The 24,443-nt window shown below is 49.8% G+C and carries 28 protein-coding genes; 20 read left to right on the top strand and 8 right to left on the bottom strand.

The genetic code is table 11. From position 1 onward, the window contains the following. Positions 1-4 precede the first annotated feature (4 nt). The 4 genes from CGZ75_RS05350 to CGZ75_RS05365 all read right to left on the bottom strand — a co-directional run bounded on the left by CGZ75_RS05350 (position 5) and on the right by CGZ75_RS05365 (position 3,632). A complete protein-coding gene (locus CGZ75_RS05350; RefSeq protein ID WP_089523216.1) occupies positions 5-607 on the bottom strand; it encodes a uridine kinase family protein in 603 nt (200 codons plus the stop codon). A gap of 15 nt (positions 608-622) precedes the next feature. Next, positions 623-1,201 carry a GNAT family N-acetyltransferase gene (locus CGZ75_RS05355; protein WP_089523217.1) on the bottom strand — a complete coding sequence of 193 codons (579 nt, stop codon included), beginning with the start codon at positions 1,199-1,201 and terminating at the stop codon, positions 623-625. After that, positions 1,195-2,217: a serine hydrolase domain-containing protein gene (locus CGZ75_RS05360; protein WP_089523218.1), complete on the bottom strand. Its 1,023-nt coding sequence runs from the start codon at positions 2,215-2,217 to the stop codon at positions 1,195-1,197. Before CGZ75_RS05360 ends, CGZ75_RS05355 begins: the two co-directional genes overlap by 7 nt. 380 nt (positions 2,218-2,597) lie before the next feature. Continuing rightward, positions 2,598-3,632: an IS630 family transposase gene (locus tag CGZ75_RS05365; RefSeq protein WP_089522815.1), complete on the bottom strand. Its 1,035-nt coding sequence runs from the start codon at positions 3,630-3,632 to the stop codon at positions 2,598-2,600. Positions 3,633-3,825: 193 nt separating this feature from the next. On the opposite strand from CGZ75_RS05365, the gene CGZ75_RS05370 reads away from it, so the two are divergent. Further along, positions 3,826-4,536, top strand: a complete 711-nt coding sequence (locus CGZ75_RS05370) for a HipA domain-containing protein (RefSeq protein ID WP_141136673.1) — start codon at positions 3,826-3,828, stop codon at positions 4,534-4,536. Beyond that, complete coding sequence (locus CGZ75_RS05375) at positions 4,505-5,116, top strand: hypothetical protein (protein WP_089523220.1); 612 nt, start codon at positions 4,505-4,507, stop codon at positions 5,114-5,116. The genes CGZ75_RS05370 and CGZ75_RS05375 overlap by 32 nt, the downstream gene beginning before the upstream one ends. 106 nt (positions 5,117-5,222) lie before the next feature. Here the strand turns inward: CGZ75_RS05375 and CGZ75_RS05380 are convergent, their stop codons facing one another. From CGZ75_RS05380 to helD, 3 genes are all read right to left on the bottom strand, one after another. Next, the gene (locus tag CGZ75_RS05380; RefSeq protein ID WP_089523221.1) at positions 5,223-6,662 is read right to left on the bottom strand and encodes a hypothetical protein; all 1,440 of its coding nucleotides are present in this window, start codon (positions 6,660-6,662) and stop codon (positions 5,223-5,225) included. A gap of 105 nt (positions 6,663-6,767) precedes the next feature. After that, complete coding sequence (locus tag CGZ75_RS05385; protein WP_089523222.1) at positions 6,768-7,163, bottom strand: VOC family protein; 396 nt, start codon at positions 7,161-7,163, stop codon at positions 6,768-6,770. A 128-nt stretch (positions 7,164-7,291) separates the two neighbouring features. After that, on the bottom strand, positions 7,292-9,646 hold the full coding sequence (gene helD / locus CGZ75_RS05390; RefSeq protein ID WP_342745648.1) for an RNA polymerase recycling motor HelD: 2,355 nt from the start codon (positions 9,644-9,646) through the stop codon (positions 7,292-7,294). Between the two features lie 358 nt (positions 9,647-10,004). Here helD and CGZ75_RS05395 point away from each other — a divergent pair, with 358 nt between their 5' ends. From CGZ75_RS05395 to CGZ75_RS05405, 3 genes are all read left to right on the top strand, one after another. After that, complete coding sequence (locus tag CGZ75_RS05395) at positions 10,005-10,448, top strand: hypothetical protein (protein ID WP_089523223.1); 444 nt, start codon at positions 10,005-10,007, stop codon at positions 10,446-10,448. 73 nt (positions 10,449-10,521) lie between these two features. Beyond that, a complete protein-coding gene (locus tag CGZ75_RS05400; protein ID WP_089523224.1) occupies positions 10,522-11,082 on the top strand; it encodes a macro domain-containing protein in 561 nt (186 codons plus the stop codon). Positions 11,083-11,229: 147 nt separating this feature from the next. Further along, complete coding sequence (locus CGZ75_RS05405) at positions 11,230-11,538, top strand: hypothetical protein (RefSeq protein ID WP_089523225.1); 309 nt, start codon at positions 11,230-11,232, stop codon at positions 11,536-11,538. A 153-nt stretch (positions 11,539-11,691) separates the two neighbouring features. On the opposite strand, the gene CGZ75_RS05410 is transcribed toward CGZ75_RS05405, so the two are convergent. Then, positions 11,692-12,087 carry a GNAT family N-acetyltransferase gene (locus tag CGZ75_RS05410; protein WP_342745649.1) on the bottom strand — a complete coding sequence of 132 codons (396 nt, stop codon included), beginning with the start codon at positions 12,085-12,087 and terminating at the stop codon, positions 11,692-11,694. 240 nt (positions 12,088-12,327) lie between these two features. On the opposite strand from CGZ75_RS05410, the gene CGZ75_RS05415 reads away from it, so the two are divergent. The 15 genes from CGZ75_RS05415 to CGZ75_RS05485 all read left to right on the top strand — a co-directional run bounded on the left by CGZ75_RS05415 (position 12,328) and on the right by CGZ75_RS05485 (position 24,311). Next, on the top strand, positions 12,328-12,906 hold the full coding sequence (locus tag CGZ75_RS05415) for a TraR/DksA C4-type zinc finger protein (protein WP_089523227.1): 579 nt from the start codon (positions 12,328-12,330) through the stop codon (positions 12,904-12,906). Between the two features lie 208 nt (positions 12,907-13,114). Beyond that, positions 13,115-14,029, top strand: a complete 915-nt coding sequence (locus tag CGZ75_RS05420; protein ID WP_089523228.1) for a hypothetical protein — start codon at positions 13,115-13,117, stop codon at positions 14,027-14,029. Between the two features lie 142 nt (positions 14,030-14,171). After that, positions 14,172-15,161, top strand: a complete 990-nt coding sequence (locus tag CGZ75_RS05425; RefSeq protein ID WP_089523229.1) for a serine hydrolase domain-containing protein — start codon at positions 14,172-14,174, stop codon at positions 15,159-15,161. Positions 15,162-15,241: 80 nt separating this feature from the next. Further along, positions 15,242-15,580: a hypothetical protein gene (locus CGZ75_RS05430; RefSeq protein ID WP_089523230.1), complete on the top strand. Its 339-nt coding sequence runs from the start codon at positions 15,242-15,244 to the stop codon at positions 15,578-15,580. A gap of 457 nt (positions 15,581-16,037) precedes the next feature. Further along, on the top strand, positions 16,038-16,478 hold the full coding sequence (locus CGZ75_RS05435; RefSeq protein WP_089523231.1) for an organic hydroperoxide resistance protein: 441 nt from the start codon (positions 16,038-16,040) through the stop codon (positions 16,476-16,478). Positions 16,479-16,736: 258 nt separating this feature from the next. Next, positions 16,737-17,492, top strand: coding sequence for a GNAT family N-acetyltransferase (locus CGZ75_RS05440; RefSeq protein WP_089523232.1), 756 nt, complete (start codon positions 16,737-16,739; stop codon positions 17,490-17,492). 100 nt (positions 17,493-17,592) lie between these two features. After that, positions 17,593-17,811 carry a cold-inducible protein YdjO-related protein gene (locus CGZ75_RS05445; protein ID WP_089523233.1) on the top strand — a complete coding sequence of 73 codons (219 nt, stop codon included), beginning with the start codon at positions 17,593-17,595 and terminating at the stop codon, positions 17,809-17,811. Between the two features lie 159 nt (positions 17,812-17,970). Further along, positions 17,971-18,324, top strand: a complete 354-nt coding sequence (locus tag CGZ75_RS05450; protein ID WP_089523234.1) for a metal-sensitive transcriptional regulator — start codon at positions 17,971-17,973, stop codon at positions 18,322-18,324. 74 nt (positions 18,325-18,398) lie between these two features. After that, a complete protein-coding gene (locus tag CGZ75_RS05455; RefSeq protein ID WP_089523235.1) occupies positions 18,399-18,863 on the top strand; it encodes an SACOL1771 family peroxiredoxin in 465 nt (154 codons plus the stop codon). Then, entirely contained in the window at positions 18,860-20,902 is a 2,043-nt protein-coding gene (locus CGZ75_RS05460) for a peptidoglycan D,D-transpeptidase FtsI family protein (RefSeq protein ID WP_089523236.1), read from the top strand. Before CGZ75_RS05455 ends, CGZ75_RS05460 begins: the two co-directional genes overlap by 4 nt. 208 nt (positions 20,903-21,110) lie before the next feature. Further along, on the top strand, positions 21,111-21,317 hold the full coding sequence (locus tag CGZ75_RS05465; RefSeq protein WP_245850706.1) for a hypothetical protein: 207 nt from the start codon (positions 21,111-21,113) through the stop codon (positions 21,315-21,317). A 30-nt stretch (positions 21,318-21,347) separates the two neighbouring features. Beyond that, a complete protein-coding gene (locus CGZ75_RS05470) occupies positions 21,348-22,031 on the top strand; it encodes a hypothetical protein (RefSeq protein WP_245850707.1) in 684 nt (227 codons plus the stop codon). Next, positions 22,028-23,230 carry a glutathionylspermidine synthase family protein gene (locus CGZ75_RS05475; protein WP_089523238.1) on the top strand — a complete coding sequence of 401 codons (1,203 nt, stop codon included), beginning with the start codon at positions 22,028-22,030 and terminating at the stop codon, positions 23,228-23,230. Before CGZ75_RS05470 ends, CGZ75_RS05475 begins: the two co-directional genes overlap by 4 nt. Then, positions 23,227-23,925, top strand: coding sequence for a hypothetical protein (locus CGZ75_RS05480; protein ID WP_089523239.1), 699 nt, complete (start codon positions 23,227-23,229; stop codon positions 23,923-23,925). The genes CGZ75_RS05475 and CGZ75_RS05480 overlap by 4 nt, the downstream gene beginning before the upstream one ends. Next, entirely contained in the window at positions 23,919-24,311 is a 393-nt protein-coding gene (locus CGZ75_RS05485; protein WP_089524567.1) for a DUF350 domain-containing protein, read from the top strand. Before CGZ75_RS05480 ends, CGZ75_RS05485 begins: the two co-directional genes overlap by 7 nt. The last annotated feature ends 132 nt before the right edge of the window (positions 24,312-24,443 follow it).

A 24,443-nucleotide genomic window follows, 5' to 3' on the forward strand; every position in this document is an offset into this window, starting at 1 on the left:
TTGCTCATTTATAAATAATATCAAAGTTTTCGTGATAAGGATGCATGAACAAATCATATTGAATTCTACGCGTTTCATGAGAATCTCTTAAATAATGAATATCCTTTCCTCGTTCAGAAACATCACGCAGACTTCTTCTTAACAACTCGGTTTCTCCATCCGTATACAAATAAATTCTCAAATCATACCAACTTGGGGCTGTAAAAGCGACGCTCATACCCTCAATAATATTTATTTTGTTTTGTGAAGATATCAGCGTACTCTTTGAATGATTCGTGCCTATTGTATAAAAATCTAAGCCATCTCTCAGCATATGCAAGTCTCTCTCCAAAGCGGATATATTATGAGCAGATGGATGACAAGCGGTCATCTTATCATGTCGTTGTTCATTATTATATTCATAGTTAATAACCGTGTTTTTTCTAAGATGATTGCCAATAATATAGGTGTCCGTATTTATATAATTCACATCATCTCGTTCCAGAAGCGTTATAAGGTTATGGGCAAAAGTTGTTTTTCCGGATGCACCGTGACCCGAAATTCCGATGGTAATTCTTTTAGGCTGATCGTTAATCAAATTAGCGATTTTTTGTAATATTGTATCCACATTTTCCGCTCCTTATCATAACTTTCTATTTAACAAGTCCTGTAATATAGGAAGTGCTGACTCATAATCATTTTGATAATGAGCGAACGTATCTTTTACTTCAATTTTAAATCCAGTTTTTAAATATAAAGCAATGGCCTTATAACTCCAGGTTTGTGTATGTAAATATATATCCTTATCACCTTCGAGATTCATTAGATTACGAATACATTCAGCAACGAGTGCCTTTCCAAGCCCCGCACCTTGATATTCCGGGTGCACTGCAAACCAATGAATCGCTAAGTCGCGTCGTTCTCCAGTTAAGTTCCACCAGCCAGTTATTGTGCCAACTGCTTCACCTTCTGGATTTAGCACAAATAACAGCCGCTTTTTTAGTTCATTTGAGTGCAATAAATATTCCTTTTGGAAGTAGGAGAGACTTTCCTCATCGCTGTCGAATTCACCTACAGACGTTTCAATCGCGGCCCACTGTAGTTCCATTCCCTCCGTGTACCAGCCGAAGGAGTAGCCGACCGGTAATGCGAATTGGGGTAAAAAAGCACCGGCAGGCCGTTTCATGATTACGTTAAAATAAGGAATTGATTTATCTAACATGGCTGTTTCAGTATTTCTTCATCTATTTTGGAAGCAATTAAGCCTGCACCGCTACTGACATTTGATAGAATATGAACTTCCGCCTTCAACTTTGGGTAAAAGGAAGATTGCATCACCACTCCAGGATCGCTTCCCATAATAAAATATTTGAAAATCTCATTATTCATAATTACAATCCACACTCCATATCCATAGTGAATAAACTCGCTGTCCTTTATATGAGGATAAAGCACTTTTTCGGAGATTTGTTTTGATAATAATCGGTTTCCCATCAATGCATTCCAGAATTTCGCTAAATCATATACGGTAGTATACGCCCCTCCATCAGGTCCGCCTACAACTGGTATTGAATATATAGTAGTTTTCCAATGCCCATTAATGTCCACGTAACCGATTGCAGTACGTTCAGGTAACTGATCCATTCGAAAATACCCCGAATCATTCATTTCACAAACTCGGAATATATGTTTTTGAACATAATCGATAAAACTCAATCCAGTTACTTTTTCCACGATTAATCCGAGTGTTATGAAACCTGAATTACTGTATGAGAACTGGGTCCCCGGATCAAACTTCATCGGTAAATTCTGAAACATGGGGAGAAAGTGTTCTGTTGATGTCATATTGTACATTGGAGTTATATTCCAAAGACTTTCATAGTCTGTCATAAATTCTTCATCGAAGTAATCGGAAATACCTGAAGTGTGAGTGAGTAGGTGGTGCACGGTAATTCTCGGATCCATTTTACTTAAATTGATTCCTAAATCGCTTATTAAAGTGTCGAATTCTAAAAGTCCTTTATCAACAAGCTGACAGATAGCGACTGCGGTATAGATTTTGCAACCTGATGCCATGCCAAATCTTGTATTCGTAGTGTTTTTAATTTTGTCACTACGATTGGCAAATCCATAACTTTGTTCGAATTTACTTTCATTCTCAGTCCCAAATAAAATGGCGCCAGAAAACGGGATCTTACTTTCGCAGTTATGTTTATTAACGATTTCATCAATTTTCATATTCAATCACCTCAGTTCAATCATAAATGATTATGTAACAAGCTGGTGCGTAAAACTCTTTTATAACGGAAGATTACTATGGTTGCAAAAGTACTCGATTGACGCATTCTCCATCTTTTATTCCATTGCCTGTAGGGCATAGGAGTGTTCGTATCGTATATGTTATAATCAGACTTGGGTAAAAATCTCGAAATTAAAGTAAAGGTGCTTATTACGAAGACCACTAAACTGCTGTGGTTGGAGGAGATATGAGATGACCGATACAACCAGTTTAGAAGATCTTCGATTATGCATGGGGATCCGGGTTATTAGTAAGTTTGATGATATGGATTCCGAAATTACTGAACAGATACCTCCTATATAAGTTGAACTTTAAATCTTTATACTCGAACGAGTAATCGGTCGATGACTTCCAGCGGCGAGTGGTTCACCCGATTGATAAATGCTGTTACGTGAGAACGAATAACATAGAACTTCTGAAAAAAGACGTTGTTCACCACATCCTGCTTCATCCACTTCCATAACCCTTCCGTAGGATTAAGTTCAGGACTGTATTTGGGAAGCGGAACCAGACGAAGTCTAGGGTGCTGACGAAGAAAAGGTCGGATTTGCTCTGCGGTGTGAATACGGGCGTTATCCAGAACAACAACAATTTTGCCCGAATAGTGCTCTAGAATAGCGCCTAGGAATCGTTGGAAAGCCGTCGCATCCATAACCTCTTCTTCTCGATGAAGGATGTGGCCGCTCTCGTAATCCAATGCAGCAAACAGCTTCGCTCCCTGATGCTGACCGTAAGTGGGGATTTTACGTTGCTGTCCCTTCGGAAACCAATTATACTGCAGCGCCATATAAGCACGGATCGAGGACTCGTCTTCGAAGAGCAAATGATCGATTTCGCCCTGATCCAACTGGTCCTTCAGCTCCGGCAAGGTCACGTTGCGAAAATGCTCTTGTTGGTCTGGGTTGGCCCGAGCCAAGGTATACGTAGCTTTGGTGTAGCTGAAGCCGAGTCGGGCAAGCAGTTTGGATACGCCTCGAAGCGTATAGGACGGGCCAAATTCTCGATGAATCCAGGTCTGGATGAGCTTAAGCGTCCACGTGTACCTAGCTTCAAAACCAACATCGACAGGACGTTTTTCTGCGATCAACTGACGGAGTTGCTCCTCTTGCTCGTCCGTCAGTTTCTTGGGACGGATTGTACGCGGATGAAACTCCAGTCCCTGTAAACCCGTCTTACGGTAGTTGTTCCAATACCCACTAATGGCAGGAAAGGAGCGTCCCAAAATCGTCGCGATCTCGCTCAGGGTGCGGCCTTCCAAATGAAGTCGTACGGCTAGATAGCGTTCGTACATCCGGGTGCTTGTCGTGTTTTTCATCGCTTCAGTCAACTGCTCGATTTTTTGTTCAACCTTCATCGAAATCTTCCTCTCTCCAAGTCGTTACTCTTTCTTTACCCAATTGGAGAGTCATTAATTTAGAGAGTTCAACTTATATAGTGGGGTTTTACAAAAACGAGTGGTATCCTTTGAGGGGACTCACTATTATCTAAAACTTGGCGAAAAGAATCACAATGGATCTTATGATATTTTGAAGGTTGTAACCGAATGATTGGCCTATCGGGTAGGGCAGCAGCTATCTATGCCTGTACTCCCTTATGAAATTTGGGAGGTTCCTGCAGATGTATTTTTGAGTAATGGAGAACTTAGGTATTATGGAAGTTCCTCAAGAAAAGTTTTTTCGGAACTTGAGAACCATCTCAGGAACAACAAAACTATCTTAGTAAGTGCCAGCCCATCTTTTGTAAGAGAAGGTGAAGTTTTCGTACCCGCGTCTTCTATTCTCTCGGATGCGAATGGCGAGACTCTATATCATGAAATTTTGTCCTCGGGGAGATTTCCGCGCGATTGGTTAGACCAAATGAAAGTATTCGATTACATCATCGGCAATATTGATCGTCATACTTCTAATTTCGGATATCTTTTAGATAGTCAAGGTCAAGTACTCGCACATCCTTTTTTTGACCATGGTCAGTCGTTCTTTTCTGTCTTTGATGATGGATATCTTGAAAATGATGATGATGGTGAACGATTTACCTGTTATCGTCAAAAACCGTACAATACTTCTTTCCACAATGGATTACTTTGGATAGATCGGGACAGTATTGTAAGAAGCTTAGCAACGGAGGACTTGGAATTGCGCATCAGATCTGTCATAGACTGGTTCAGGCCCATTCTAGGAAATATCCGTACTCAAAAGATTTTGGAACTTGTAGAGAGGAGGTTAGGAAATGTCCGAAAGTTTATATCATCTTCGTTATGACACCATAACTATAGGCGTTTTTGTAGAAGATAATTCTATACTATCCTACCTACCCTATCACAATGGCGCAGAGAAATTTCCTGTGGAGGTCGGATATCCGACAGGGTTGTTTAAACTTAATAAATCTCATAATCCTTGGACCGTTATGAAGGGGGAACCTCGAAGTAATCAGGGCATTCGAAAATGGTTGAGTGAGAGAGTATTCTCCCCTAATCGTCCTGATGTTAAGGAACTTCTTAAAAAGTTAGGGCTCGAAAAGTACGATGTCTGGGCGATTATTAAAAAGACAGGTGGACGGACCCACCATGATAAATATTCTATTGGAAAGGCAAATGATCCACTCAATTCAAAGAATATTATTGATTCCTCGAGAAATAAAAACAAAGAAAAGAATTTCATTCAAGATCTAAACAATCGATTAAATGAATTAGATAAAATAATTGACACATTACCGAAGACACATCTTGACACCTCTAATTCCTTAGAATTCAACTCCGGCTTTAACTTTGAAAATGAGTCATATAAGAATTCCATAGAGCCCGTTGATGTATTCAAGAATAAGAAGAATAATGGTTCTTAACAAAAGTGATTATTGAAGGATTTGCTGGTACCAGTGGACATTAAAAATATGACAAAACCTCCGTCCCGTGCTGGGGCGGAGGTTTTGCATTTTAGCCAAATCTATATCAGAGCAGAAAGATCGCAACTACCGTTGTGGCGACAAGGCCGAGCACCACAGGTTTTAAATTGCGCCTGGCCAGCTCGAACGGACTGACGCCGCAAATAGCCGCCGCGGGAATGAGCGCCCACGGAATGAGCGTGCCGCCGCCGACCCAGATCGCGGCGATCTGGCCGAGCGCAGTGAGCACATCTGTGCCGTTGCCGAGCGCGGTGCCGAACAGGTTGGCTATAGAACCGGCCAGTGAGATACCGGAGAAGCCGGAGCCATCGAGTCCGGTAATCGCTCCTACGGTTGTAAGGGTGACAGCGGCTACGGCGCCACTGACCGGAACGGAATGGGCGAGGGCGGCGCCGAGATCGTTCACGATGCCATGCGAGCCCGCGGGCAGAGCTGCCTCGCCGAACAGGGTGGGCAAAGCGGAGTCGCCGAGATAAAAAAAGGCGGCAATCGGAATGACCGGCCCAAACACTTTAAAGCCGAACGTAAAACCATCTACCAAATAGGAGGTGGAGCGTTCCAGTCCACGGCTGCGATGCGCCAGCAAGGAGAGGACGGCAACGATTAAAGCGGCTGTGCCGCCGATGAGTGCGGTCGCGTCTCCTCCTTGTAACTTTAGGCTTAACATGACAACGACATCCACCGCAAAAAGAAGCGGAATGAGAGCGGCGACAATTTTTTTCATGCCTAGACTAAGACCAGGGGCCGAAGGTTCAGTATTCGCAGAAGAGGCATCAACCGTAGTGTCCGTCCCGCCAAAAAGCGAGCCGCTCCCCGGCTGTACCAGCCCATCGCGCCAGGTACCGTTGGCAATGTCTCGCTTCATAAACCAGTAAGCTGCAACGGTTGTAACCGTTGCCATAACGAGCAGCAGCGGTACACTCGCTTCCATAACTTGTGCGACGCCAAGACCTGCAGCGTCTGCTGTCAGTTTGGGCGCGCCTTGTATGACGTAATCGCCTGAAAGCGCGATGCCATGGCCAAACAGGTTCATCGCCATCGCCGCTCCTAGCGCCGGTAAGCCGACGCGAATGGCCACTGGCAGCAGCACGGCGCCAATCAAGGCGACCGCTGGCGAAGGCCAGAAGAAAAAGCTGACCGTCATCATAATGAGGCCGATGCCCCAGAAAGCCATTGCCGGCGAGCGGATCAGCCGAGCGAAGGGGCGAATCATGATCTCATTGATACCTGTGAACACAAGCAGCCGGCTCATTGCCACAATAATCGAGATGATTAGAATCGTGCTTGATAGTTCTTTTATAGAAAAAATTAAGCTGTTGAACAGTCCGCTGACTGCTCCACTGAGCGTGCCGGATGCAACGAAGCCGATGGCTCCGATTCCGGCGAGGCAGGCGATTGTCGTGTCGCGGCGCAGCGCGAGCATGACGATAATAACCGCAACAAAAAACAGATAAAGCCAATGAATGGAACCTAATGTGAGGTCCATAGAAATCTGTCCTCTCTGGAGCAGGATGTCTGGCTACAGCCATCCTATGCAAGAGCGGACATGGGCGTTCGCACAAGCAGCAAGCAGATCAGAGCGAGCTAAACTCTATTTTTCATCGGGATAGAGTTTTCCGCCTTTGTAGTTGCCCTTATCCCAAAGTTGTTCCTCGGAGAGGGTTGTTTCAATAATTTCGATAGGGACGCCATCGAGCAGGATCATCGCACATTTATATCCATGGAATGGTTCGTATAGAGGCATAATAATTTCTTTATCCTTTAAAGCCTCTTCAATATTATTGGTTTTAAAAGCGATATGAATTTGATTACGAATGTTTTCATTGAGCGGTGAATTCGGTTCAAAACGATGATGCTGAATGTGGAGATCACGATTTTCGCCGTCAATGGTATACATTCCAAACAAGGGGCTGAATCGTTCGCCATCATTCACTTGTGTGATCGGTTTGCCGATATGATGAAATTCTAACGTGTACTTTTTATCCATATATAGGTTACCTGCCTTAGGAGAGATTAAGATATCAATAGATCAAGCCGAGATCCCATGATGTGTAGGAACCCCGGCAGGATGATTTCGCTAGATTTCGATTAAAAAGGTGCTTGGTAAGATCATCATCACGTACGGGCGTGATTAAACTCTTGCCAGCTGTCTGCTGCAGCACCGGTAACAAACGGAGATGGCTCTCCGGTACAGTAGAGACGCAGCTTGTGCATCGCCCGTGTGCATGCGGTGTAAAAAAGCTTGCGATGCCGCTCCTCTCCATAAACAGCCGAGGAAGCTTCATAGATGAGAACAGCGTCGAACTCTACACCTTTGGCCAAGTAGGCGGGAATGACGACAGCTCCGCTTTGGAAGCTAGTGGTATCTTTCGTCACCAGCTTCAGCTCTTCCAGACCAGAATGGCGCCTCAGTTTCTCCCAGGCTTCCTGTGCTTCGCGGGAGGTTTGGCAGATGACGGCGATGGAGGGGGTTCCCGAGGCCATCAACTCATGCAAGTCTTTCGCCAGCAAAGTGTCACGTTCTCGTTCATCCGAGGCAAGGTACAAGAGCGGCAGCTCACCTGGCCGATCGAACGGCTCGATTCCGCTCTCATCTGGCAGCATCGATCTTGTGAACTCAACAATTTGCCGAGTGGAGCGGTAGCTACGCTTGAGCACGATCGTATCCGTTTGCTCCGGGCCGTACAGCTCGGCCAGCCAATTGCTTGCGGCGAGCTCCGTAGAGTGAGCGAAGATCGCTTGGTTGAAGTCTCCGAGAGCAGTGACTTTGGCCATCGGGAACAGCTTTTGGAGAAAATGGAACTGGAAAGGCGAGAAGTCCTGCGCTTCATCAATGAGCACATAACGGATCGACGTATTCATACGGAAGCCCTGCACAAGCTCGGTCAAATAGAGCAGGGGAGCGGCATCCTCATAAGGAAGCCGCTTCTCTTCGAAGGCAACATGCGTCATCCGGCAGATTGCCTGCCAATCGCTAGGCTCCTCGCAAGAAGGTTCATTTTCCTGGAACAGATCCCGGTACATATTCGCTACATCGATCCAGGCGAGCCCGTCCGCCAAGCGGCGCAGCGGCTTGAACGCCTTGCGGACAATCTCGGCTCGTAGCAGATTTTCCTCCAATGTACTCTCATCTTCCTCGATACCTTTGCGGAGCTTTCGCTGCATGGCCTTATGGACCCGCATGTACTGATCGTTGTCGAGAAATTCAATTTCTTCACGTACCCATTCGGCTCCAAGCTCCTCTTGCTCCAAGCGAGTCAGCTCTTCCAACAGCCACTCGCGCAACAGTTCGATCCGATTCGGCAAACGAATATGGCCCTCCATGCTGTAAAATCGGTCTTCAAGTTGCTTACGGGCAAGCAGTAGCCTGCCGCGGAAACGAAAGCCTTTGAAACGTATGCCGCTGTTTAACAGGCGGTCTCCATAGGCATGAATGAGTTCCAGAAAACCGATAGAATTTTTGAAACGGATGGAGAGCATGCGTTGACGGACGGCTTCGTCCGAGCTGGATGCCGCGAGCACAGCCTCAAGCTGCTCGTTCATGTCTTCCAGTTTATATCGTTTGCCGAGCCGCCGCTCCAGGTAGTCCTGGAATGTCGTCTGGCGAATATTCTCTTCGCCAAGCTCGGGCAGGACAGATGAGATATAACTGCTGAACATTGGATTGGGGGAGAAAAGCACCATTTGCTGGGCTGTGATACGATTCCTATGTTTGTAGAGTAAGTAGGCGACACGCTGCAGCGCAGCGGAAGTTTTGCCGCTGCCGGCTGCACCTTGAACGATTAACATGCGGGCGCGGTCGTTGCGGATGATCGCATTTTGCTCCTGCTGGATCGTGCCTACAATGGACTGCATCCCGGAGCTGGAGCTGCGACTGAGCACCTCCTGCAGCAGTTCATCACCGATCGTCATACCGGTATTGAACATCGAGCGGATCACACCGTCTCGAATCGAGAACTGGCGCTTGAGCGTCATTTCTCCGGCAATTTCGCCTCCGGGAGTTCCATAGCGGGCAGGTCCCGGACCGTAATCGTAATAAAGGCTGGCGACAGGCGTTCGCCAGTCGTAGACGAGAAAAGTTTCGCCGTCATCGGACAAAAAGGAAGCAACGCCGATATAGATCGGCTCAGACGGGCCGTCCTGTTCTTCTTCTTTAAAATCTATCCTCCCGAAATAAGGAGCTGGAAGAAGGCGACGCATCTTCAGCAGACCGGTATTCAGATGACGATGGCTGCGTTCTCTTTCGGACAAAATCTCCGCTTGCTGCTTCATGCTGATTGCGGTTTCCAGTCGATCATCGCCTGCGGTGAGGTTGACCGTGACATCTTCCCAGAAATCGGTCCGAATGCCAACTACCTGCGTTTTCAGCTCCGAAATAAGGGGTTCGTCTCGGGTTATTCGGGCTTGAAGCTCCTCGCGCAAGGAGTTCACGCGCTCCTGTTCTTTTTGCCATTGTATTGGATCAATCAACCTGGGCACATCCCTTCCATGTCCGCTCGCTTAAACCGTCAGAATAGTATGTTGACGGCGAGTAGGTTATCCTGTATAATATAATTGATATAAATTCATTTTTATTTGTATTTATGAAGTGGATAAGCGAAAACTAGTTTATCACTTTCACCTAGCATAGAGCAAGTTCTGGAGGCCCGCGGAAGCGGGCCTTTTTTGTTTTTTATAATTTCACCGAAACAACGCTGATTCCTGCTGTAGGACGAATGCTTGCCTATGTAGAATATTCATGCCGAATTGTCGATACGATGTATCGTCGGAGTATCCGCTGGATTGAACGCGGCGACAGTCTGATTGATTCCGAGGAGGCGGTATGAGCATGATTCGATTTAATGCGGTGTGGTTGGCGGGGCCAGGTTTTTTGGAGCGCTACACGCGCGAATGCTCGTTGCCGGAACGGCGGAGGGACCCCGCTTTCCCCCAAATGAGGCTGCTGCTGCGTAAAGTTCCGATTCCATTTGAAGCATTCGGCGCTTTGACGATGGGGAATAAGGAGCTTGCGTTCACACCGCTCAACCCGACATTTTCTAGGGTTGCGGTGTTTCAATTTTATGGCTTGAACCGTACGCTGGAATTCCGGGCGTTCTATTCCGATTTGTATCTCAGTCCGATCAAACCGATTGCCGATAATCCCCTGCCTACATGGGGACAATGGGCGCTGTTGACAAGTCGTATTACGAGCGTGGCATTTGTGTTAGCAGCTTCCAGCACGGGTCCTCTGTTATATGAATGGCTTGCCACCAAAATTGATCGGTTGCCCTGACGGGGGGTTCGGCGATTCAGACGGCTCCTTAACGTCCAATAGTTGGTATATGACTTCCAGGGAGGCAGGGAAGATGACCATTCAGATCAATTCAACGCTACTGGAAACGATCCAGGGCGATATTACTCGTTTGCAGGCCGATATTATCGTAAATGCCGCCAATTCCAGCTTGCTGGGCGGGGATGGAGTAGATGGAGCGATTCACCATGCCGGTGGCATCGCTATATATGACGAGTTATCGCTAATCCGCCAAAAGCGTGGGGGTTGTGACACCGGTGACGCTGTCGTTACGACGGCTGGAAAACTGCCGGCTGCATATGTCATTCATGCCGTTGGGCCAGTTTGGCAGGGCGGCCAGATGGGAGAATCAGAGCTGCTGGCTTCGAGTTATCGCCGCTCTCTTGAGCTTGCGGAGGGGAAAAATGCGTCTAGCATCGCTTTTCCCGCGATCAGCACGGGCCTATACGGCTATCCCAAAGCCGAGGCGGCAGTCATTGCCTTTAGCGCCGTGGCAGGTTATTTGAAGAAAAATACCGATACAACGATCAAGCGGGTCAGCTTCGTCTGCATGGACGAGGAGAACTGTTGCGAGCTGAGCAAGCAGATTAAGCTAGCCTACACGGCTGCAGAGTAGCCCCGTCATATTAGCTATTTTCGAGTCCTGGGTGACCGGGGCTTTTTTGTCGTTGCAACAATTCATGCCTCGAAAGAGACTGACCTCTGGAAACAAGCAGGTTGAATCAAGTATGATAGGCATATTGAGCTTAGGGAGGATAATTTAATGAAGTGGGAAATAATTGGAGCAGAGATGACTTATAACAAGGAAGACGGTTACGTTGGCAAGGTTGAGTTCAAGGTTGAAGGGCATAAACAGCCCTACGAAGTAGCTCTACATAGCAAGCGGGGTCGGGATTGGGCTTACGGACTGTTTTTCAAAAACGAAGCAGGGCCAGAAAATGAGATTGAGCTCGTAGAGGTGGAGCTTGAGGAGAACGATGAGCTGTACGATGAGCTTATCGAGGCAGCACGTGCGGTTGTGGTTCGCGATCAGCCTGAGAGTAAAGGTAGCGAGTCGGAGGAAACGGAGTAGGTAGCAAAAAGAAGCTCTTCCCTAGCTTATTCGGCTAAGAAGGGCTTTCCATACAGCGGTTTGACGCCGCGGTTTTATGGCCGCCAGTGCTCCAGCACTGGCGGCTTTTTTGCTATGCAGTGAAGCTCGTTGCGGGTAATGCAGACCGCCTGTTTACGCCCAGCTGCGGCCCATGCGGATATGGGGAATTCCGGCATCGAGGAAAATATCCGGGGATACCGGCTCATAACCGAGCTTGGCATAAAAAGGCTCTGCCTGGCACTGAGCGTCTAAAATAGAGCCCTTGAAACCGGCTTTGCGTGCTGCTTCCTCCATCGCTCGAACGATGTGGGAGCCGGCACCTTTGCCCCGGCATGAAGCCAGAACAGCGATGCGCTGCAGCTTCGCATTGCCGTCGCCGAACGGCTTCAGCCGACCGGTGCCGACGGGAATGCCCTCATCCAGCAACAGAATATGTGTGCAGGACTGCGGTGACTCGTCGTAATGATCCCATTCCTCATCGGGAGACACCCCTTGCTCCCCGACAAAAACTTCTCGGCGAATAGCCAAGCATTGGTCCAGCTGTTCTTGAGTTGTTACTTCAACGGCTTGCAGCAAAGCATTCATTCCTTTCTATAAGGACAGCCTTTTTGGCATCGTAGACTCGTATTGTAGCAAAAGAGCTTCTGCTGCCGCAATGCATATATTCGTGCAGGGAGCGGACTGAATGTTTCCTTAATTCTGCTTCATTTGATGTATCCTTCGGGTATAAGTAGCTTAGACACAGCATTGCATAGGAGGAGAATTATTATGAACCATTTGAAGCCATCTGAAATCGAGAAGCTCAAGTCAGCGCTGCTCCAGGAAAAAACAGAGCTCCAGGCTCATTTTAAAATAAATGCAGAGACAACCGAGGATGGACGACCGATTTCCATGCAGGATTCAGACGGAGAGCTGTCCAGCTATGACAATCATCCAGCGGATTCGGGTACAGAGACGTTCGAGCGGGAACGCGATATGGCGCTGGATGAGAAGCTCGGCACAAAGTTGGCTCAAGTTAATCGGGCGCTAACTTTGATGGAAGAAGGAACATACGGCCTTGACGCTGAAACTGGCCAGCCCATTGCCTATGAGCGGCTTGAGGCCATTCCATCTACCCGTTACAATGTCGAGAACGTGCCGAATGAGGAGTCCGCTCCAGAGCGTCCCGTTGAAGAGCAAGTCATGACGCTACCGCCGAAGGGAGCTGGCGAAGGTCGTCAGGCAGCAGCAGGAAAATTCGACGATGCTGGCGCTTGGCAGGCGCTTGAGGATTACGGCAACGCCTCTGATACGGTTAATTCCCAGTCGGAAGCCGATGCTGCAAATGAGCTGGAAAAGCTTCGATAGGCACTCGTGACATACTCGCGGATCATGAACCGAATCGAGCCGGATTCCCTTTGGGCAATCCGGTTTTTTTATTATTTTTGCGAGTTTCATACGATTTTAGCGCGACTCTTAGATGAGAATCGTTAGAAAGAAGATGAGAGAAGCTTAACTGCCCTGCCAAGAGCTTATCCGCTACACTGAAACGATGAATGAACAGGAGGAATGCACTTTGATCACCAAAAGATGCCTTTTTTGCGATATATCCGTTCCCGTGAAGACCGGGGCGAGCACGATAGAGCGCTTTGTGAGCTGCGACTGCGCTCCTGGAGCGGAGTATTCGCTTAGCCGTGAACATTATGAGGCGTTAGGAGCGATCTCCTATCCCCGCCAGAGAGAGCTTTTCCCGCTAGCTTCGGCCTTTATCCGGGAAATGACGGGGCTTGGCCGGGAGGTTAAGCTTACCGCTGATGAAGTGGAGTCGCTTCCGGCATCCCCTCATGTGCCGCTCACCGTCGAGGCGAAGAGTGCTAAGCTGCTTGCCTATTTGCGCCGCCAAAGCAGCGCGCCAGGGGAGTCTGTTATTGTGCACCGGCTTGCCCGCAGCTTCAATCTGACCTACTCCCAAAACTTGCAGGAGATGGTCTACGTCATTGAAAAGCTGCGCGATGAAGAGCTGTTGGAGCGGACGGGCTCTGTGTTCACATTAACGAACAAGGGCTGGAATCAGGCGGAGCTTTCTGTATCTGGTGAGTTGCAAAAAATATGCGTTATCGCCGGGGACAGCGGCGAAGCGCAGGATATGGACTGGATTGGTCATGTGCTGCCACTGCTGCAGCAATGCGGTTACACAGCTCGTCTGCTGGGACGCGACGGAGAATCCGATTCGGAACTTGCGCTTGATATGCTGGCGAGTGCAGATCTTGTGCTTGCTGAGCTGTCTGGCGCTTCTGCTGAAGCTTATTTGGCCGGCGGTTATGCACTGGCTGCTGGCATCCAGCTGCTGTGGACCGCGCGCGAGGGCAGTGAATCCGCTCCGGATTGGGCTGGCGCAGCGCCTTTGCGCTGGAGCACACCTGAGGAGCTGAGCACGCTGCTGTTGCAGCGTCTGAGCAATCAAGGCGGACTGCGTCCGACTGGTTCGTAAACAAGGTTTTCCCCGGAATCGGACATTTTTTCCGAATCCGGGGATTTTTATTTTGTGGATTCCGTGTAAGGTAGAGGTTAAGGATAGAGTCGTCTGCTAGGCGGCATGCTACCGACAACATTCGGAATCAGGAGGGAAGCCGGTGGCAGCAGGTCGCATGACGGCGCAGGAGCCCGAGAAATTGCAGATCAACCCGAGAATGATGGAGCAGTTGGACAATTGGAAGATAAAAGGCGTACATGCCGAGCAAGCTGGCCGGGAGCTGCTTCATTGGAATTCTTCCGGGGAGGATCGGCCAGCGGCCATTCTCTCCTGTACGAAGAGTGTACTGTCAGCGCTGATCGGCATTGCGATTGACCAGGGAATAATCGGCAGCGTTCACGATTCCATTGTGCCGTATTTGGATGGAGACGATGAGGAGTTGGCTGGCGCGCTGCGCGATGATCCACGCAAAAGGTCCATCACACTAGAGCATTTACTTACGATGACAAGCGGCCTTGACTGGCCTGACTTCGACAAGCCTTATTGGGAGCTCAAGGAAGCCAAAAATTCGGCGGCTTTTGTACTTGGACGGCCTCTAGCCCATGAGCCCGGCGATGTCTTCACTTATAATTCCGGTGGATCGCAACTCCTTGCGATTGCACTGGAGCGTGCCGCAGGCGAAAGCTTGTCTCGTTTTGCACGACGCCACTTGTTCCGACCGCTTGGCATCGGACCGGTTCGTTGGAACCGACTCCAAGGTGGGCAGGAAGGCGGCGCTGGGTTGTCAGTCGGTATGCGGGATCTAGCCAAGCTCGGAAGATTATATGTGCAAGAAGGCAGTTGGGAGGGCAGGCAAATCGTTTCAGCGGATTGGGTGCAGCAATCGGTGCAAGCCCATCATAAGGGACTACTCCATTACGAGCCTGCTGTATATGGCTGTTATGGCTATCACTGGTGGGTTTCCCCCGCTGACAAGCAGCCTGGACCGGATTATTATTTTGCGTTCGGTTATGGCGGGCAGTACCTATTCGCCGTTCCTTCGCTTGATCTGACCGTCGTTGTTCGGAAAAGCCTGGAAGGCCGCAACAAGGCCATTTTATCGCGCCGTGTGATGGAGGAATTTATTCTGCCTGCTCTGATGGATTCATAAGCGAACACTTTTTGGGGAATGCTACCTGTGGAGCCTGCAATAGGCAGGCCGGTTCAACAACCAGCCAGGAGGAATCCCATATGAATATGAACCCCGGACAGCAGCCGCAGGATGAAGGCGAGATCAACAGCTTGAACCTTAGTTATGAGCAATTTCAGGACCAAGTGAGACAGCGCCGTGAGCAAGAGCAAGCCCAGGGCCGCATCGCTCTGCAGCGTGCGGGGGCGGATAATAGCGCTGAGAAGGTGCGTGCGCTCGTCAATACGATGCAGGAGCTTGTGCAAGAGCTGAGCATGACCGAGAACCAGATTCAAGTCCAAGCTGACGCGCAGCTACGCCAAATTCGCAAGCTCAAGGATCGGGCAACTGCGATAGAGGCAGAAGTTCGCGGCAGTATTTCTCCACCGACTGTGCATTAACTGTAACAGCTCCAACTGGGTGGAACACAGATTTTCAAGAAGCCTCGGATAACGCTGATTCCTGCGTTTTCTGGGGCTTTTTCATTGCGAGGCCAGGCTATCAAATCTATTTAAGCATTAGCTGGTTTTGACTCGCCGTGAGGGCAGCTGAGGCGGTTTGATGCTATGCTGGATGAGAAGCGAAGGGAGGCCTGGGCACATGAATGCTGACTTTTTACCGGTGCGCGAGCTGGAAGGCCATTTGCTCTTATCGATCAAAAAATTGGCCTGACCGTATCAATCCATGAACTTGTGTATCACAAGCCGCATGCGTTTTTTGCTAGTAGGGAACAGCGCTCTCAGCGGGCATTGGGGTCACATATGTTGGCAGTCAACCACATTCTCCGCTTGGCTTGGTCAAGCTTGGGGTAATATATCCTGTAGCATATGACTAAGAAGCGAAAGCGAGGAGATAGCGATGAGTGCACTATATACGGCAGAAGTGACCGCCAAAGGCGGCCGCGAAGGAACGGTGAAATCTTCGGACGGGGTGCTGGATCTTCCTCTCTCTATGCCGAAGGCGCTTGGAGGCAGCGGTGTAGCGGCGACTAATCCGGAGCAGCTTTTCGCAGCTGGATATGCAGCCTGCTTCGAAAGTGCGTTGCAACTTGCGGCCAAGAAGGCTGGGGTAAAGGTCGATGGAGCGTCTGTTACGGGCCATGTATCGATTTACAAAGATGATCCGAGCTTCAAGCTTGGTGTCCGATTGGATGTTTCTATCCCTGGAGCGGAGCTGGATCAAACCCGTAAGCTCACGGAGCAAGCGCATCAGCTATGCCCATATTCCAAGGCAACTCGTGGCAATATCGAGGTCGAGATTAATGTGCTGAAAAGCACGGAGAACTCGGCGACCCTGTAAACTCGAAGCGTCTCAGAGTGCGAATCAGATGTCCCAGCTCGAGAATGGAACATATACGCGCTGTCCAAAGTTGTTGAAGACTTCCCAGGAATTATTGGCCGGTCAAAATAATTAGGGGCTGTACCTACAAGTCATCTTTAGATGGCTTTCGGCACAGCTCTTTTTTAGTGTGTTTTATTTGCCCCATATATTGAATAATTATAGACATAATAGTATATTTATACTTTATTAATTGCGGTAGCAGGAGGGAAAGCAATCGTGAGAGCTTATTACGAGGTTGAAGAGGCGGCGTTGAACAGCTGGCCGGCCCTTCAAACGAGCAGTTGCGGCGGCTGGCTGGTGAAATCGAATCGCGGGTATACGAAGCGGGCCAATTCCGTACAGCCGCTTGCCCATAACGGCAAAGACATAGAGCAGCTTGAACTCAAGATCAGTCGTTGCGAGGCGATTTATAAACGTAGCGGTCAGCCGGCGATTTTCAAGATTACACCTTTCACCGAGCCGGAGGAGTTGGACGCCGCTCTAGCGCGGCGTGGTTATGTGATTGCTGATCCTTCACTCGTTATGGTCGCTCCGCTGAACCAACTCGCTCCGCAGCATGCAGGCGATGGGGTTCTTGTCTCGGAGCAACCTTCAGCCGCTTGGCTACAACTGCTGCATGAGTGGGGAGGCTGCGGCGAGGAAGCGCTTCGCATCACGTCAATGATGTTCGAAGCAGCTCAGTTGCCTCGTCAGTTTGCGCTGCTGCATGCACATGGTCGTCCGGTATCGCTTGGATTGGCGGTTTTGGATGGGGAGCAGATGGGATTCTATGACATTCTGACCGCTCCTGACAGCCGCGGAAAGGGCCACGCCAAGCGGCTCATCCGGCATTTGCTCCATTGGGGAGCGGAGCAGGGGGCGACTCAGGCTTATTTACAAGTCGTAAGTGGTAATGGGGCGGCGGAGAAGCTATATGCAGGGCTGGGATTCACAGAGGCTTATCCGTATTGGTATCGGGTGCAGCGGGGCTGAGGAGTAAAAACCTTTACTTGTCGGAATCGAGGGTGATATAGTATTCAGGCTGTCTCTTTCGAGGGATGACCGAGTCGACATCAGAAAGGAATGCTTCCCCTTGAGTACAACAGAAGAAACGAAGCCTCAGTTAATCGCAACAAAAATTTGGAAATGCCGCAATGCCGATTGCAAAGCATGGGTGCGCGACGAGTTCGCCGCTGAGTCCCAGCTATGCCCGATGTGCAAAGGGCCGATGCTGCGCAGCATTCGCCATCTGCCGGCTGTCCAAAACAAAATCAAGCGCAAGCCAAAGCCAAAAAACGAATACGGCCTCTAGTCGCCCCCATCCGGGTGCGGCGATAAGCCGTCCAGCCGCTCCCGCGACTATCGCGTGGGGCGGCTTTTGCTATGTCCGCAGAGCATGCCCTCGACAGCCGCATGTGCTACAATAGAACGCAGTATAGTTACCAACCCGCCAGAAGGGGGATGCAACGGCATGGAGATCCAACGGGGCGTCGAATCGCAGCCAGCCGCTGCGCAGTTGGAACATGCAGCAGAAGGCTGCTCGAACGAACGGCGCAGCCATCATTCCGAGAAGACAAAAACGAATCTGATCAGCCGCCTCAACCGCATTGAAGGCCAAGTGCGTGGCATTAAAGGGCTGATTGAAAGGGACACCTACTGCGACGATGTGCTCAATCAGATCAGCTCGATTCAATCCGCTTTGAACGGCGTGGGCAAGCTGCTGTTAGAGCAGCATCTCAAGTCTTGTGTGGTGGAGCGACTGCAAGAAGGAGATTCCACCATCATTGACGAGCTTATGGTCACGATGAACAAGCTCATTCGTTGAGAAATAGGCAAAACTTTGCATCGCTGTCATTCGTCTAGCAGCCAGACAGGTATTTACTTAAAAGGAGTGCGGCAATGGAACATAAGTTTGAACTTGAAGCCGTCTGGGAGGGAGGACGAAATGGCCAAGGACGTATTCGCTGCGGAGCCATGGAGTCCGAGGTGTCCATTCCATCCGTTATGGACGGCCCAGGCAAGGGCACTAATCCCGACGAAATGCTGCTTGGTGCAGCGGCCACCTGCTACCTAATCTCGTTAGCAGCCATGCTTGAGCGCTCCGGCTTAACAATAAGCCGTCTCTCTCTTCGCTCCACTGGTGTAGTCGAGACAGCGGACGGCGTGTTCACCTATCGCTCCATTACCCATCGGCCGTTTATCGAGCTGCCTGCGGAGGCGGATGCCTCACAGAGGGAGAGAGCAGAGCGTATTGCGCTTAAGGCAGAGCAGTCCTGTATGATTACTCGAGCTTTGGCTGGCAATGTTGGGGTAGAGGCGATTCCAGATGTACGTATGGTCGGGGAAAGCGAGGTGTCCGCATGAAAAAAGGCAATGGCAAGCCGCCTCAAATTATTGCTCGCGACGAGGAAAAGGACTACATCGTGCGTCGGCAGTTCATGTTCCGGCTGAATATTTTCTTTTTCGCAGCTTTTGTCATGTTCGGTATTCTTATCGTAAGATTAGCCGTCCTGCAATTTATCGATGGTCCTGAGCTGAAGCTGATGCGGGAAGATCAGGGGACGAGAGATGTGTCAATCCCGCCGTTCCGTGGCAATATACTCGATTCCGACAAAAAGCCGATCGCTTATTCGACCTCTACCCAGACGCTGACCTATACGCTTCAAGCAGAGAACAACAAGCAGATCGCTATCGACATGAGCGTCAAGTTATCCAAATTATTCAAGAAGTACAATGATGATCCCGAAGCACAGATGACGCCAGAAGAAATTCAGAAACAGATGGACTTGGGCTTCCGGACCAATACGATCTCCGTTCCGCGGCGTATCCGTTCCGATCTGTCCAATGCTGAGATCGCTTTTATTTCGGAAAACAAGGATCAATTCATCGGTGTGGACATCGTCGAGGAGAGCGTTCGCAACTATAGTGAGGACCGCGTGGCGTCTCAACTTGTCGGCTACTTGAAGAAGTACAAGTCCGCTGGCGACTTGACCAAGTACAAGGAGATCAAGGAGAAAAACGATCCCGCGACCAAGTACCTCCAGGAGGAAACGGTTGGCTTCGACGGGCTGGAGTACATGTACCAGGAGCAGCTGCGCGGCACCAACGGACTCAAAACTTATCCGGTTGATCGCACCAACAAAGTGACGGGACCGCCTGTTGTAGAGCCTCCGCAGCGGGGTAATGACCTGGTGCTCAGCATCAATCGTTCCGTGCAAGTTAAGACGCAGGAAGCCATTATGAAACAGCTGGACATTCTCCAAAACGCGACCAGCAAGCCGCTGAATGCCGGCAATGAAGCTACGATGGGATTTGCCGTGGCGATGGAGGTTGATACCGGCAAAGTGATCTCTATGGCCAGTATGCCGGATTACGATACGAACATTTGGAAAGGCGGTTCGGCAACTACCGAGAAGCTGGATCCGGTGAAGAACTTTATTACGAACGGCACGGTCCGCACCGTTTATCCGGATTTTGATGACAAGAAGGAGCTTGCCAAGCATACCCCTTCGCTCGTTTATCTTGGCTCGGTACAAAAGCCTCTGTCTGTTTTAATCGGCCTGAATGAAGGGCTGTTTACCGCGAACGAGCAATACCGGGACATCGGTTATTACGAATTCGGTGCCAAAGGCAAAGAAGTTGAAATTGACAATGCCAGCAGAAAAGCGAACGGTTATATCGATGCAAGACAATCGCTGGCCAAATCATCTAACGCTTATATGATGGAGATGGTCGGGGAACGGCTGCTTAATAAGTACAATGGCGAAGAAGCCATTCAAGTCTGGGATAACTATATGAAGCAGTTTGGACTTGGAGTAAAAACCGGGAGCGACCTGCCTTACGAGCAAGCGGGAGTAGAGGATTACTTCCATGAGGCAAAGAATGCAAGTAATATTTCTGCTATGGCCCGTGCCTCCTTCGGCCAGATGGGCAAGTATACAACGCTGCAGCTGGCGCAATATACGACCATGCTCGCGAACAAAGGCAAGCGTTTGAAGCCGCTGTTCGTTAGCGAAATTCTTGATCCTAAAGGCAAGGTGGTCGAGAAGATTCAGCCGGAAGTGCTTAATAAAGTTTCCTTCCCTGATTCTTATTGGAATACGATCTATGACGGCATGAGCCAAGTTAGGGTTCAAGGTTTTGAAGGCGTCGACTACAGCTTCTTGCGTAAAACCGGAACGTCGCAGCAGCAAGTTGCAAAAGGCAGAATGGTGGAGAATGCTGTTTTCATCGCCTTCGCTCCAGCCGACAAGCCGAAGCTTGCGGTTGCGATTGTCATTCCGGAAGGCGGCTTCGGCGGATACGGCGCCGCGCCTGTCGCGCGTCAAATCTTTGATGCTTATGACGAAGCTGTCGGACTGTACGGCACGCCCAAAAAATCCTCAACCAAAAAAGGCGACTGATCCCGGCTGGTAGTCTCGTTGGGTGATCACCATAGGATGAAAAACGTTCCTCCGAAGCACTTTTTTTGGAGCAGCTCATGCCTGAAACCGGGCAGAGTTGCTTTTTTTTGTTTAAAAGTAAAACTTTTGGAGCTGAACAACGTATGTACTGAATGGTTATTTTGAACTCATATTTTTTGGAAAAGGTGATGGGGAGTTGGCAAATGATATGAAAGTTGTTCTTTATCAAAAGCTGCCTGGGGGCAGCTTGCGCAAAATTGACGAACGTTCCTGGTCAGCGGAAATGATTGCAGCCCTGCATCATATTAATTATCTGACGATCGGCGGAGAAGAGTATGAAACGGTAGAAGGAAGGCTTAATATGGACGAAGGTGTTATGGAGCTGCTACTGCTCTCGATTGGCAGCGGCTCATGAATACAGCATAGAAAGGAGAGATTTTAACCTATGAAGGATCATGAAATGAACAGCTCCAAGAAAGGCAAGGAAGAGGCTAGAGCTACCTCCAGCACTTGGAAAATGACAGGCAATCCGCCAAAAGTCATGTCCACGACGCTTGGACTGGTGCTTCTGGCCGGCAGCGCTGGCACCTCAGGGGCGTTCGCCGCAGGAACATCGCCATCTCCTTCTCCGGCCGCAAGCGGGCCTTCTCTCGTAGAATGGTCTAGCGACGAGGTCAAATCTTTTTATGATCCCGAGCTGGATTGGAATTTGCCGGCCTTGAATCCCGAAGAGGAAGAAGAGCCGGGAACAGATAATGGCGGCGGTGGGGGTACTTCCGGCGGCGGAACGACGATCGTCAATAATGGCGGCGGTTTCGGCTGGGACGATATGCTGCTGTACCATCTTATTTTCAACAGGGGTGGCGGATACTCTTCCAGCAACTGGGGAGCCTCGAACCCAGCTTATAATGCCTCGACTGGCGCCCCATACAAAAGAACGAAGTATGACAGCGCCCGCTTCCAGAACCGACCTACGGTCGGCTCGACGGTACGGCCAAAAACCTCTTCCGGCAGCGGCAGCATTACCCGTCGCTCGACTTCTTCCTCGAAGGGAAGCATCGGTGGAACTTCAAGCGGTTTATCGTCGGGATCGTCGTCATCCAGCAGTTCCTCAGGGTTCGGAGGATGATCAAGCCTGCTCTGGAGGCCCTGCAGCGTCCACGCCTCAATCGCAGGGAAGCCGTAGTGCAGCTAAGCGAACTTGGTTTCAGCTGGGCCGATCTGGAAGGCGAAGAGTATTGGCTGGACGAAATGATTGCGATGGATGCTTCAGTGTATGCCGAGCTGGTGGAGGCATCATCGATGTTATGGAAAATATTCGACCGAACGGTTCGATATATGCATGGGCGCCGAGATCTTTATGCGCTGACTGGAATCCCCTCGATTTTGTGGAATATGCTGGACGGCTTGGAGCTTCCGCCTGAGGGCAATATCAGCCGATATGCTCGCTTCGACTTTGCGATCGGGCTGGACGGAGAAATTCGTCTACTGGAGCTAAATGCGGATACGCCGACAGGTTATGCCGAGGCGGCAGCGGCGACGCCGTGGTTATGCCGTCAAGCGGGTTTGCACTCGCCCAATGAAGCGATGCCCCACCTGCTTGCTGCAGCTTGGGGCGTGGAACATCCGGAAGCCGCAGCTTGCGCTGCGTACGGCTCACATACCGAGGACAGCGGCACTATTGATCTGCTGGCGAAGCATAGCGGATTGCCGATAAAGATGATCAATCTGCTCGATCTATCCGTAGACGAGGGAGTGGTTAAGGATGGGGACGGCTCTCCAGTGACCCGGATGTTCGCCTTGTATCCGAAGGAATGGATGGCTCTTGATGAGGGCGGTGAAGCGCTCGCCTACTCTATCGAGAGGGGGCGCCTCCAGCTGTTCAATTCTCCTCATGCGATTTTGCTGCAGTCGAAGGGGTTGCAAGCGCTGGTCTGGGGTTTGCATGAGCTGAATCTACTCTATACACCAAGGGAGCATGAAGCAATTAAGGCTTATATGCTGCCAACCTACACGAAACCGCTGTTCGACGGCAGCTACGTCTCCAAGTCGATGTTCGGCCGCGAGGGCGGCTCGGTTAAGCTGTTTGGAGCAGGCGGAGGATTGGAGCTTGAAGATCGGGACGGGTTTGATACGAGTGTATTTTTCCCGACTGTGTATCAAAAGCGGGCCGATCTTCCGGAGCTAGAGCTGCGGGGGCAAAGTTATCGCATTCTGACAGGTCTATTTGTTCTAAACGGTGTTCCATGCGGTCTGCTTGGGCGGGCCGGTGGGTTGATTACAGGTAATACGAGCCATTTTGTGCCGATAGGGGTGAAGGAAACATGAACAATCGATCACAGCGAAGTAACAGCGCGAGTCATATTATGGCCGTTGTTTTTGGTATTATCATTTTGCTTATCGTTGTATCCCAGTGCTCGAACGCTTCTTCGAACAACGTGAGCATGTTTGACACTAGCTATAACTCTAGCTATAACTCATCGAGTAATTCGACTGGGGGGCAAGGAACGACAGCGGATGCAACCGTCGTCCCATGGGATTACCGTGTTACGGAAGGCGAGGTCGGCGACCTGGTGGGCGGCGATATGACGATTTTGCCGGACAATCAGTTAATGGCCAACGATGATCAGTACGGCACCGGTGACAAAGTATGGACGCTGCAATATATGACTGCAAATCTCAAAGAAAACGACCAGGGAAAAGCGGCGGTAACTCTTTCAACCTGGAATCCAATCAAGTCCTACAAAACAAAGGCAGCTGCCACAGCCGACCTTGACCGACTCAAAGTGAAGCTCAAGACGAAGGTGAAGCTCGTAGGTGTGTACAAGACGAAGCTGGATGACAAAACGCGTCAGTTCGCCGTGCTCAGACTGCCTACAGGTCAGCAGGTCAAACAACCGATTGACGAGAAGCGTTATTCAACGCTGAAGTCCGCCAAAGAGGCGGACATCATTATGGAAGAGATTCACGATCACAGTCAGTTTGATCTTGCATATAGCAAATTCCGGGGGTGGGCATCATAGTTGTCGTAAATTTGCTCGTTAGTATTGGTGTCATCGTTGTTCTTCAGCTTGCCGGCATGTTCATCTTTAGCTGGATGACACCGTTTAAGGATCTGGAGGAGCTCAAGAAAGGCAACGCTGCCGTCGGCCTGGCGATGGGCGGTAAGTTCCTTGGAACGGCCATCCTGCTTGGCATTGCCTCCTACACGAATCATTCCATCTGGTACCTCATGCTCTGGTTCGCTGTAGGTTATGCCTGCTTGCTCTTGGCTTACTGGGTGTTTGAGTTCGCGACTCCGGGACTTACCATTTCCAAAGAGTTGCAGCAAGGAAATATCGCCGTCGGAATTCTACTGGCAGCGGTGTATGTAGGCACAGGCTTTGTGGTCAGCAGCCTTATTATTTAGCTTCATAGCTAAATAATAAGCTTCATAGCTGATCCATAAGGCCGATATTAGGCGCTTATTAGAAGCCCCATGCTCCCAGCATGCGGGCTTCTTGTTAGTTATGATATACTAATTGAAGATTTTGCAAAGGCG

This window comes from Paenibacillus herberti, assembly GCF_002233675.1.
In the GTDB taxonomy this organism is placed as follows: domain Bacteria; phylum Bacillota; class Bacilli; order Paenibacillales; family Paenibacillaceae; genus Paenibacillus_O; species Paenibacillus_O herberti.